This is a genomic window from Streptomyces sp. NPDC054866, from assembly GCF_053610745.1.
On record NZ_JBSGZA010000001.1, the window covers coordinates 1,972,513 to 1,983,441 of the forward strand.

Annotated in this window: 10 protein-coding genes; 7 read left to right on the forward strand and 3 right to left on the reverse strand. The window is 69.3% G+C overall.

Annotated elements, in window-relative coordinates; all coding sequences use genetic code 11:
* The first annotated feature begins 161 nt into the window (after positions 1-161).
* From ACWGI2_RS08590 to ACWGI2_RS08600, 3 genes are read left to right on the forward strand one after another with little or no spacing between them, the layout of a single operon-like run.
* Complete coding sequence (locus tag ACWGI2_RS08590; protein WP_453694599.1) at positions 162-848, forward strand: response regulator transcription factor; 687 nt, start codon at positions 162-164, stop codon at positions 846-848.
* Positions 841-1,965, forward strand: coding sequence for a sensor histidine kinase (locus ACWGI2_RS08595; RefSeq protein ID WP_453694600.1), 1,125 nt, complete (start codon positions 841-843; stop codon positions 1,963-1,965). The genes ACWGI2_RS08590 and ACWGI2_RS08595 overlap by 8 nt, the downstream gene beginning before the upstream one ends.
* On the forward strand, positions 1,962-3,008 hold the full coding sequence (locus ACWGI2_RS08600) for an endonuclease/exonuclease/phosphatase family protein (protein ID WP_453694601.1): 1,047 nt from the start codon (positions 1,962-1,964) through the stop codon (positions 3,006-3,008). The genes ACWGI2_RS08595 and ACWGI2_RS08600 overlap by 4 nt, the downstream gene beginning before the upstream one ends.
* Here ACWGI2_RS08600 and ACWGI2_RS08605 read toward each other — a convergent pair.
* The 3 genes from ACWGI2_RS08605 to ACWGI2_RS08615 form a co-directional block, all read right to left on the reverse strand.
* Positions 2,946-3,770, reverse strand: coding sequence for an NAD(P)H-dependent oxidoreductase (locus tag ACWGI2_RS08605; protein WP_453694602.1), 825 nt, complete (start codon positions 3,768-3,770; stop codon positions 2,946-2,948). The genes ACWGI2_RS08600 and ACWGI2_RS08605 overlap by 63 nt on opposite strands.
* A 145-nt stretch (positions 3,771-3,915) precedes the next feature.
* The gene (locus tag ACWGI2_RS08610; protein ID WP_453694603.1) at positions 3,916-4,551 is read right to left on the reverse strand and encodes a DUF6817 domain-containing protein; all 636 of its coding nucleotides are present in this window, start codon (positions 4,549-4,551) and stop codon (positions 3,916-3,918) included.
* 192 nt (positions 4,552-4,743) lie between these two features.
* Complete coding sequence (locus ACWGI2_RS08615; RefSeq protein WP_453694604.1) at positions 4,744-5,760, reverse strand: LacI family DNA-binding transcriptional regulator; 1,017 nt, start codon at positions 5,758-5,760, stop codon at positions 4,744-4,746.
* Positions 5,761-6,012: 252 nt separating this feature from the next.
* On the opposite strand from ACWGI2_RS08615, the gene ACWGI2_RS08620 reads away from it, so the two are divergent.
* The 4 genes from ACWGI2_RS08620 to arfA all read left to right on the forward strand — a co-directional run bounded on the left by ACWGI2_RS08620 (position 6,013) and on the right by arfA (position 10,875).
* A complete protein-coding gene (locus ACWGI2_RS08620) occupies positions 6,013-7,380 on the forward strand; it encodes an extracellular solute-binding protein (RefSeq protein WP_453694605.1) in 1,368 nt (455 codons plus the stop codon).
* Positions 7,381-7,474: 94 nt separating this feature from the next.
* A complete protein-coding gene (locus ACWGI2_RS08625; RefSeq protein WP_453694606.1) occupies positions 7,475-8,383 on the forward strand; it encodes a carbohydrate ABC transporter permease in 909 nt (302 codons plus the stop codon).
* A 2-nt stretch (positions 8,384-8,385) separates the two neighbouring features.
* Positions 8,386-9,273, forward strand: coding sequence for a carbohydrate ABC transporter permease (locus tag ACWGI2_RS08630; RefSeq protein WP_453398830.1), 888 nt, complete (start codon positions 8,386-8,388; stop codon positions 9,271-9,273).
* 42 nt (positions 9,274-9,315) lie between these two features.
* Positions 9,316-10,875, forward strand: a complete 1,560-nt coding sequence (gene arfA, locus ACWGI2_RS08635) for an arabinosylfuranosidase ArfA (protein ID WP_453694607.1) — start codon at positions 9,316-9,318, stop codon at positions 10,873-10,875.
* Positions 10,876-10,929 lie beyond the last annotated feature (54 nt).

Here is a 10,929-nt window from a genome sequence, read left to right on the forward strand (position 1 = left end):
CGACCGGGTACGGCGGGCTGGTGTTCGTGCCGTTCGCGCTGTTTGCGTCGTTCGCGCTGTTTCGTTGTAGGTCATGCCCGCAGTCAAGGCAGCGCGGTGTTGCCGCCCCGTATCCGGTTTTCGATATGCCGACGATATGGGCCGACTCGTAGCCTCGGAGCATGCGAGTGCTGATCGTCGAGGACGAGCCCTACATGGCCGAGGCCATCCGTGATGGCCTGCGCCTGGAAGCCATCGCGGGGGACATCGCGGGGGACGGCGACACCGCTCTGGAACTGCTGAGCTTCAACGCCTACGACATCGCCGTCCTGGACCGGGACATTCCCGGGCCCACCGGTGACGAGGTCGCCAGAAGCATTGTCGCCTCCGGCAGCGGCATGCCGATTCTCATGCTCACCGCTGCTGACCGTCTCGACGACAAGGCCACCGGCTTCGAACTCGGCGCCGACGACTACCTCACGAAGCCGTTCGAGCTCCAGGAACTCGTGCTCAGGCTCAGAGCACTCGACCGCAGGCGCGCGCACAACAGGCCGCCCGTGCGGGAGCTCGCGGGTCTGCGGCTCGATCCGTTCCGCCGCGAGGTCTACCGCAACGGCCTCTACGTCGCACTGACCAGGAAGCAGTTCGCCGTGCTCGAAGTGCTTGTGGGTGCCGAAGGCGGTGTCGTCAGCGCCGAGGAGCTCCTGGAGCGGGCCTGGGACGAGAACGCGGACCCCTTCACCAACGCCGTACGCATCACGGTCTCCGCACTGCGTAAGCGGCTGGGCGAACCGTGGGTCATCGCCACGGTGCCTGGCGCCGGATACCGCATCGAGACCGAAGGCAAGGAGGGAGGAGACCGTGGATAGGGCGCCCGGGTTCAGCGTTCGCTTCAAGCTCACCCTCAGCTACGCCGGGTTCCTCATGCTGGCCGGCGGTCTGCTGCTCGCGGCGGTGTGGATGTTCCTCCTCCGGTACGTCCCCGATCGCGCGATGCTCTACAACCCCGATGACAGCCCCCATGGTGTCTTCCCCGTCCGGTCCGCGCTCCTTGACGTCTTCGCTCCGAGGGCGGCCGCCGTCATGGCGTTCTTGCTGGTGTTCGGCCTCGTGGGCGGGTGGATCCTCGCCGGCCGCATGCTCGCCCCGATGACCCGCATCACGGACGCCACACGCATGGCCACAAAGGGGTCACTCTCGCACCGGATCCGGCTGCCGGGCCGCAGGGACGAGTTCCGCGAACTCGCCGACGACTTCGACACGATGCTCGCCCAACTCGAAGCCCACGTCGCCGAACAGCGGAGGTTCGCGGCCAACGCCTCGCACGAACTGCGCACCCCGCTGGCGATCTCGCAGGCGCTTCTCGACGTGGCCCGCAACGACCCGGCACAGGACCTCGGCGAGATCATCGGCCGCCTGCACGCCGTCAACTCCCGGGCGATCGACCTCACCGAGGCGCTGCTCGTGCTCAGCCGCGCCGACCAGAGGTCCTTCACCCGAGAACCGGTCGACCTGTCCCTGCTCGTCGAAGAGGCCACCGAGACACTGCTCCCGCTCGCCGAGAGGCGCGGTGTCACCATCGAGAACTCCGGTGACATCGCCCCGGCTTTCGGGTCGGGGGCGCTCCTGCTGCAACTGACGACGAACCTGCTGCACAACGCGATCGTGCACAACCTGCCCGAAAAGGGAACGGTACGGATCGAGACCGTCGCCGGTCCCGAGACCGTGGTGCTCATGGTCGAGAACAGCGGCGCGAAGCTCTCCCCGCAGGTCGTCCCGACTCTCACCGAGCCGTTCCAGCGCGGCACCGAACGCGTTCGCAGCGACCACGCGGGTGTCGGCCTAGGCCTGGCCATCGTCAAGCGGATCACCGAGGTGCACGACGGATCCCTCACCGTCACCCCGCGCGCTGAGGGCGGACTCCGTATCGCCGTTCAACTGCCCGCACCACCGGCACATTTCACCAATAGGACGTCTGACCAGTGAGTGAAGCAATACGAGAAGTCACGGATGCGCGGCAGCAGGTCGATGCCGAGGAGCGCGCCGAGATCCTTTCCCGGCCGGGACCCTGGAAGCGCGGCCTGGTGCTCGCCGCGCTGGCACTGCTGCTCGGGCTGCTCATGCTCCTGCACGCGCAGATCACGGACAGGGGTGGCCTCGGCAGCCTGGTGGAGACGTTCCTGCCGTGGTTCGGCCTGTTCGTCCCGGTGCTGCTCGCCGGGGCGATGTGGCGCCGCTCCGCCTCCGCGGTGGTCGCGCTGCTGTTGCCGGCCGTGGCGTGGCTGAGCCTCTTCGGCGGGCTGCTCTTCGACAAGTCCCGGTCGGGCGGCGACCTCACCGTGGTCAGCCACAACGTCAACGCCGAGAACTCCGACCCGGCGGGCACCGCGCGCGACCTGGCCGCGTCCGGGGCGGACCTGCTTGCCCTCGAGGAGATCACTCCGCAGGCCACGGTCACGTACGAGAAGGAGCTGGCGAAGGCGTATCCGCACCACACGGTGAAGGGCACGGTCGGGCTGTGGAGCAAGCTGCCGCTGTCGGACACCCGGACGGTCGACGTGGTGCGGGGCGATGTCGGCCCACTGGCGAGAACTCGGTCGGCCGACCATCCGGAGGACCCGCCCCGGGCGCTGCGCACCACGGTGGCGACGGACCAGGGACCGCTCGCGGTGTACGTGGTGCACCTGGGTTCCGTGCGGCTTCAGCCCAGGAACGGCTTCTGGACGGACTCGCGCGACTTCGGCGCGGACGCGCTGGCCAAGGCAGTCGCCGCCGAGACGAACGAGCGGATGGTGGTGCTCGGCGACTTGAACGGCACCACGGACGACCGCGCGTTCGACGGCTTCACCTCACAGCTGCACTCGGCCCAGGAGGCGGCCGGCGACGGCTTCGGCTTCACCTGGCCGGCGTCCTTCCCCATGGCGCGGATCGACCAGATCCTGGTCCGCGGCGTGCAGCCGGAGAGCTCATGGGTACTGCCGGAGACCGGCAGCGATCACCTGCCGGTGGCGGCCGGGATCAGCTGGTGAACGCCGGTGTGCTGCGATGCCGGTGAGGGTCGGTTCGATCTCCGGGTGCAGGACGAGTGCGTCGTCGTAGTCGCCGCGGTGTTCGTGGCGGTAGGGGAGCGGCTCGGTGACCGGCAGCGCGCGGAGCCGGTCGCGGAGTTCGGCCGCGCGGTCGTCGTAGCCGGCTTTGTCGAGGCGGTCGGCTCCGTAGACGACGTACGGGGGGAGCGCGTCCATCCCCGTGTACCAGAAGGTGCCGTGCAGCACAGGGAACAGCACCTCGTCCAGCTGCCCATGGATGCCGCGCGGCCCGAAGCCGGACTCCCGCGCGCCGACCGTGGTGATGACCATGGCGCGCTTGCCGGCGAGACCGCCGTCCCCGTAGCGCAGGGTCCGCCCCGAGTGGTCCTGGAGCCCGAAGGCGAACCCCTGCACGAGCACGCGGTCGAACCACCCCTTGAGGATGGCGGGCGGCCCGAACCACCACAGCGGGAACTGGAACACCAGTGCGTCGGCCCAGGCGATCTTCTCCTGCTCGGCGGTGATGTCGTCCGTCAACTCGGCCGCGCTGTAGGCGTGTTCCTGCTCGGCGCCGATCAGGAGCCGGTCGGCCGTTTCGCGGTGGAAGTCGCCGGAGTCCACCACCGGCTTCCACTTCATCGCGTAGAGATCGGACTCGCGGACCTCGTGCCCGAGATCGCGCAGTTCCTGTATCCCGTCGTCACGCAAGGAGCCGTTGAGGGACTGCGGTTCGGGGTGTGCGAATACCCAAAGAATCTTCATGCCATCGATCCTGCGCCGCGGCCGGGTGGGGGACGAGTGGCCAGATGGCCAGGCAGTGCAAGGATCTGGCCACGGGGTGTGGGCGCGAGGGTGGCCGAGGTGGAGCGACGTGGTGGCGTTGGGCGCATCGAGTGGCGGCTCACCCTCACGTTGAGGGTGAGGGTGAGGGTGAGGGTGAGGGTGGGGGCGGGGTTGAGATTGAGGGCTGAGGTGTCAAGACCGTCTTGCAGTCCTGCCAGGCCGCCGGGCTCAGCAGGGGGCGGAGGCGCGTGAACAGTTTTAGCAGGTCGGCGGCCCGTTGGGCTCGGAAGTCGCTGTCGATGCGCGCGATGTCGAGTTCATTGGCCGCGGTGAGCTCGGCGAAGTCTTCCGACTCGCGACGGGTCGGAGTGAAGGTGCGGCCGGTGAAACGGTCCCGGAAACGCGGGGCCCGGTCGGCAAGGGCGGGGTACGTGGCCCTCCGGTCGCAGCTCGCGTAGAGGTACACGACGGACTCGGCTTCGGGGCCGACGACGGCGGTGGCCTGCGCACGCCGGTCGAGCGGCAGCAGCGCCGGGGCGAAGCCGTCGGTGCCGTACAGCGCATGGCACAGTCCGGCCAGTTGCAGTGTCGGCCGCGCTTTCCAGTGGGCGAGCTGTTGGCGTACGCGTTCGAGGTGGGCCAGGAGCGTGCCGCCGGGGTGGTCGAGGGTCTCGGCGCCGAGGTCGAGCAGGAGTTGTCGTGCGGCATGGGCGCGGGCACGGGTGGAATCGAGGGTGGGACGTTCGATGGCGTCGGGCATGGATGGCTCCGGGTTCGCATGGCCTCGGCGGCGGAGGCGGGGGGCGCGCCGTGCGGGCCGAGTTGCCGCCCTGGGGCCCGCGCAGAGCGTCCCGCCCGCTCGACACCCAAGTCAATCCTCGGGTTTCCTTGCAGGCGCCCAAGGGTCAGCTTTGGTCGCCGTCGAGTGACGTCAGGCCGGGTCAGGCCGGGGTCAGCCCGTCGCGCGCGTGCTCTCCCGCACCATCAGTTCGTAACCCGCGGTGAGCCGTGTGTGCGGGGCCATCGCGCCGGCGTCGATCCTGCGGAGCAGTGCGTCCACGGCCAGTTCCGCGATGCCTCGTTTGTCGGGGGCGATGGTGGTCAGGCTCGGCACGCTGTAGCGGGACTCCTCCACGTCGTCGAAGCCGGCCACGGCAAGGTCGTGCGGGACCCGCAGCCCGTGTTCGTGCGCCACCCGCAGCGCGCCGGACGCCAGCAGGTCGTTGAAGCAGAAGACGGCGTCCGGCGGGTCCTCCAGTGTCAGCAGCGCGTACATCGCGGCAGCCCCGGCGGCGCGGGTGAACGACCGTGTGTCCGGGGCGAGTTGGGGGTCGTGCGGGACGCCTGCCGCGTGCAGCGCGGTCAGATAGCCGTGCATGCGCTGGGCCGTGGTCGCGTGAGCGGGGCCCGAGGGCTGTCCGATGACGGCGACGCGGCGACGCCCGAGGGACAGGAGGTGGTCGGTGGCCTCGCGTGCCGCCGCCGAGTTGTCGATCAGGACGTGGTCCGCGGGGATCTCGTACGACTGCTCGCCCAGGAGTACGAGCGGCACGCGGCCTTCGCGGGCGGCGAGGACCTGCTCGTCGAGGCGGAGCGGACTGAGCAGGACGCCGTCGATGAGCGGGTCGCTGAGGCCGGAGGCGATGCGGAGTTCCTCGTCCGCACTGCCGCCGGTGTCTTCGATGAGTACCGTGCAGCCGCGCTTCTTCGCCGCCGCGATGACCTGGGCGGCCAGTTCGGCGAAGTACGGTGCGACGAGCTCGGGCACGGCGAGCGCGATGATGCCGCTGCGTCCGGTGCGCAAGTGGCGTGCGGAGGCGTTGGGTTGGTAGTCGAGGTCGGCGATGGCGCGCAGAACGCGCTCGCGTGTCCGGTCGGCGACCCGGGTCTCGCCGCGGACGACGTTCGACACCGTCTTGATCGATACCCCGGCGCGCTCCGCGACGTCCTTCAGGCGGGTGCCTGCCACGGTGTCCTCCCTCCCCCTGACCTCCCCCGGCAGCAGCAGCGTACGTCATGGTCCAACGTTGTAACCGCAAGGGGTGGATGCGGATCCGCCAGTACGTGAACAGGTAATGCGTGCATAGGTGTTGACGCCGTATTGCCAGCTGAGTACAACGTTGTAAACGCAGCGGGCAGCCACGAAGTGTGGTCGCCGCCGATGCGAATTCCAACGTTGCACTCCGTGTCAGTCTTGTCCGCCGTGGAAGGACGCATGCCCATGCGGGACCGCATACCGCCCCCGTCGCCGCCCGCCCCGTCCCGCCGCCGTGTACTGCGCGGAGGGCTCGCGCTCGGTGCGGCCGGCGCCGCCGCGCTCACCGCCGGCGGCTGCGGCAGCACCATCGCGCAGGGGTTCACCGGCGGCGCGCCATCGCCGTCGCGGTTGAACTTCTGGAACCCGTTCACCGGCGGTGACGGCGAGCGGATGCTGGCGATGCAGGACGCCTACCGGGCCACGCACCGCTCGACCGAACTGAAATCGGCGACGTTCTTGTGGGGCAACCCGTACTACACGAAGCTCACCCTCGCCACGCTCGGCGACCGGCCGCCGCAGGTCGCGGTGGTCCATCTGTCGAAGTTGCCCACCCTCGCCGAGGCCGGACTGCTCACCGAGCTGGACCCTGAGGATCTGGCACGGCACGGTCTTACGGAGGACAAGTTCGACGCACGGCCGTGGCGGAAGTCCCAGTTCGGCGGGGCGCCGCACGCCGTACCCCTCGACACGCACCCCTTCGTGCTCTACTTCCGCACGGACATCGCAAAGAAGGCCGGACTGCTCGACGGGCAGGGCCAGTTGGTGGACGTGGACGGGCCCGACGCCTTCATCGACGCGATGCGCGCGGCGAAGGAGGTGACCGGCGCGTGGGGCGGTTCGGTCGCCTCGGTGAAGGAGGCCTCGATGCAGTTCCGCCTCTTCTGGTCCCTCTACCGGCAGGTCGGCGGCGGTGACCTCGTAGCCGACCAGGGCAAGCGGGTGGTCATCGACACCGCAGCCGCGGCCGAGGCGCTCGCCTACATCCGCCGGCTCAGCGCGGAGAAGGTGATCCCGGCGAACACCGACGGGAAGGGCGCCATCACGCTGCTGACCACCGGCAAGGCCGGATTCCTGATGGACGGCGTCTGGCAGGCCCTCGCGGTCCAGTCGGCGAAGGTGAAGTTCGACATGCGCCCGCTGCCCCGCGTCTTCAAGGACGCGCCCTACGCCTGCGCCGCCGACTCGCACGCCCTGGTACTGCCGAAGGCTCCCACCGAATCGGCCCAGCGACTCGACCTCTCGCTCGGGTTCGCCGCGTCGATGCTGCACTCCAGCAAGTTGTGGGCGGAGGGCGGCCATGTGCCTGCCTGGCTGCCGACGCAGCGTTCACGCGCGTACAAGGAACTGGTCCCGCAATCGCACTACGCCACGGCCGCCGACGGCGCGGTCTACGACCCGGCCGCCTGGTACGGCGGCGCGGGAAGCACCATGCAGAACGTGGTGGGCGACGCCGTGACCTCCGTCTTCACCGGTGACACCAGCCCCACGGCGGGCGCCGCGCGGATGCGCCGCGAGCTGCGCGATCTGGCGTCGCGCCCCGCTCCCGTGTGACCAGGGCCGCCTCTGCCGCCCGCCATCCTGTTGCTCAACTCTCCCTGCTTCACCTGCCCTTGGATCCCGTACGCCTTGACCGAAAGGCCGAACCGTGGCCACGACGACCGCTCCCTCCTCGACGTCCAGCAGAGGCGACCGCTGGGCAGGACCGGGGATGCTGCTGCCCTTCGCCCTCTTCTACCTGGTGTTCCTGGTCGGGCCGCTCATCTACACCGTGGTCGCCGGGTTCTTCGAGACGAGCCTGCTCAAGAGCGGCCTCGGTGACTTCGCGGGCCTGACGAACTACAAGGAGGTGCTCGGCGACGCGGAGTTCTGGCGGACCCTGCGCAACACGCTGTGGTTCACGGTCCTGACGACCGTGCCGCTTGTGCTGCTCAGCCTGGCCCTCGCGCTCCTCGCCGACCGGTTCGTGCGCGGCCGCTGGTTCTTCCGGTTCGCGTTCTTCGCGCCGTTCGTGCTGCCGTCCGCGGTCATCTCACTGCTCTTCATGTTCATCTACGCCGACCAACTTGGCCTGGCGCAGGAGGCGGTGAAGTGGTTCGGCGTCGAAACGCCGCCGTCCTGGCTCGGCGACCCGGACTGGGCGATGATCTCCATCGCGGCGGCCACGGTGTGGTGGACGATCGGCTTCAACTTCGTGCTCTACCTCGCCGGACTGCAGGACGTGCCGCGCGAGGTGCACGAGGCGGCCGCCATCGACGGGGCCGGGCCCTGGCAGCGTATCCGGCATGTGGTCGTGCCGATGCTCGGCCGAACGACGACGCTGGTGACGGTGTTGCAGATCATCGCCTCGCTGAAGGTCTTCGACCAGATCTACATGATGACCAGCGGCGGCCCCGACGGCAGCACCCGCCCATCCCTTCAGCTCATCTACGACACCGGGTTCGTCGAGGGCCGCGTGGGCTACGCCTCGACCGTGTCGCTGCTCCTGTTCCTGGTGATCCTGTTCGTCTCCCTCGTCTGGTTCGCCCTCGTACGCCGCGCCGAGAAGGAGAACTGACCATGACCGCGATCGCCACACGCCCCGAGACGGAACAGCGCGGTGGCACCGCGCCACCGGCCCGCCGCCGCGACTCGGAGCGCCTCTTCAACCGGGTGGCGCTCGGCACGCTCATCGCCCTCGCGCTGCTGTGGCTCGTGCCGCTGGCGTGGGCGCTCGCCACGTCGGTGCGGCCCGCGCAGGAGGTCGTCACCAACCCGACCGGCTGGTTCACCGCGCATCCGACCCTGGACGCGTACGGGGAGATCTTCGACGCGGGCAAGCTGCCCTACTGGTACGCCAACAGCTTCATCACCTCGATCCTCACCACCGTCCTCACGGTGATCATGGCGTCCCTCGCCGCGTTCGCCCTGTCGCAGACCCGCTTCCGGCTGCGCCGGGCCGCGTTCGTGATGCTGCTCGCCGGAATCATGATCCCGGGCCAGGTCCTGATGATCCCTCAGTTCCTCGCGCTCCAGTCGGCGGGCCTTCTGAACACCTACTGGGGTGTCGTGCTGCCCCAAGTGCCCAATGTGGTCGCCGTGTTCGTCTTCAAGCAGTTCTTCGACGGGATACCGCGGGAGCTGATCGACGCGGCGCGCGCGGACGGCGCGGGCTGGCTGCGCACCTACTGGCAGATCGTGATGCCCATCTCCCGACCGGCCGTCTCCGCTGTCACGATCTTCGTGTTCGTCGGCGTGTGGAACAACTTCCTGTGGCCGCTGCTCGTGGTGACCGACCCGGAGATGATGACGCTGCCCGTCGGACTCACCTCCGTCCAGGACGTGTTCGGCGTCCCCTACGCCCAGCTCATGGCGTCCGCCGTGCTCGGCGCGATCCCGCTGCTCGCCGTCTTCGCGCTGTTCCAGCGCCGCATCGTCGAGGGCATCGCAGGCACCGGCCTCAAGTAACCCCATCGCACATCTCCCCACGCAACAGAGAGGCACCAGAACATGCCGCACACCGCACGGTTCGTCATCGACCCGGAGTTCAGCGTCGGAGACGTCGACCCGCGCCTGTACGGAACCTTCGTCGAGCACATGGGACGCTGCGTCTACACCGGCATCCACGACCCCGAGCACCCCACCGCCGACGCCGACGGATTCCGCGGCGACGTCGCCGAGCTGGTGCGCGAACTCGGCACAGGCCTCGTGCGCTACCCCGGCGGCAACTTCGTCTCCGGCTACCACTGGGAGGACGGCGTCGGCCCGGTCGCCGACCGCCCTCGCCGCCTCGACCTGGCCTGGCGCTCCATCGAGACCAACCGCGTCGGCACCAACGAATTCCTCGGCTGGGCACGCCAGCTGGGCCTCGACCCGATGATGGCCGTGAACCTCGGAACGCGCGGCATCGACGCCGCCCGCGCCCTGGTCGAGTACTGCAACCACCCGAGCGGCACCACCTGGTCGGACCTGCGCATCAAGCACGGCGTGACCGAACCGCACGGCGTGAAGCTGTGGTGCCTCGGCAACGAGATGGACGGGCCGTGGCAGACCGGCCACAAGTCGGCCACCGAGTACGGGCGGCTCGCGGCCGAGGCCGGAAAGGCGATGCGCCAGGTCGACCCGTCGATCGAGCTCGTCGCGTGCGGCAGCTCCAACTCACGCATGCCGACCTTCGGCACCTGGGAGCGCGAGGTCCTTGAGCAGACATACGACGAGGTCGACTACCTCTCCCTGCACGCCTACTACGAGGAGTTCGACGGCGACCGCGCCAGCTTCCTCGCCTCGGGCGCGCACATGGACCAGTACATCCGCGACGTGGTGTCGACCGCCGACCACGTGCGGGCGGTGCGGGGCGCCAAGAAGCACATCAAGCTCTCCTTCGACGAGTGGAACGTCTGGTACGCGGCCCGCTTCCCCGGCGAGCGCAACCTGGAGACCGCCGAGACACCCCGGCTCATCGAGGACACGTACAGCGTGACGGACGCCGCCGTGGTCGGCTCGCTGCTCATCACGCTGCTGCGCAACGCCGACCGGGTGGCCGTCGCCTGCCTGGCCCAACTGGTCAACGTCATCGCACCCATCCGCACCGAGCCCGGTGGTGCCAGCTGGCGCCAGACCATCTTCCACCCCTTCGCCCAGGCGGCCCGCTTCGCCACCGGACGTGTGCTGCGCACCGAAGCCTCCGGGCCTCGCATCGACACACCTCAGTACGGGGACGTATCCGCCCTCGACACCGTGGTGACGCACGACGAGGCAACCGGCGCGCTCACCGTCCTCGCCGTCAACCGCGACCAGGAGCAGCCGCTGCGGCTTGAGGCCGCGCTGCGAGGGGCCGCCGCCCGCTACCGCGTCGTGGAGCACCTGGTCCTTGCCGACCAGGACCCGGACGCGGTCAACACCGAGGCGGAGCCGGACCGGGTGGTGCCGCGCCGCGCGTCCGGCACGCACATCACCGCCGAGGGCGCACTGACGGCCGAACTGCCGCCGGTCTCCTGGAACGTCATCCGCCTCGCACCACAACAGATCTGGTTCTGGCTCAGCTTCTGTGGAGCGACTACGAAGAGCTAGTTACTTGCGATTCACGGTGCCTTCGCCGATGGCGACTGTCCCTGCTGCGCCTGG

Coding starts and splice junctions, on each gene's coding strand:
- ACWGI2_RS08590 (WP_453694599.1), top strand. CDS start 162: ATGCGAGTGCTGATCGTCGAGGACGAGCCCTACATGGCCGAGGCCATC.
- ACWGI2_RS08605 (WP_453694602.1), bottom strand. CDS start 3,770: ATGAAGATTCTTTGGGTATTCGCACACCCCGAACCGCAGTCCCTCAAC.
- ACWGI2_RS08610 (WP_453694603.1), bottom strand. CDS start 4,551: ATGCCCGACGCCATCGAACGTCCCACCCTCGATTCCACCCGTGCCCGC.
- ACWGI2_RS08620 (WP_453694605.1), top strand. CDS start 6,013: ATGCGGGACCGCATACCGCCCCCGTCGCCGCCCGCCCCGTCCCGCCGC.
- ACWGI2_RS08630 (WP_453398830.1), top strand. CDS start 8,386: ATGACCGCGATCGCCACACGCCCCGAGACGGAACAGCGCGGTGGCACC.
- arfA (WP_453694607.1), top strand. CDS start 9,316: ATGCCGCACACCGCACGGTTCGTCATCGACCCGGAGTTCAGCGTCGGA.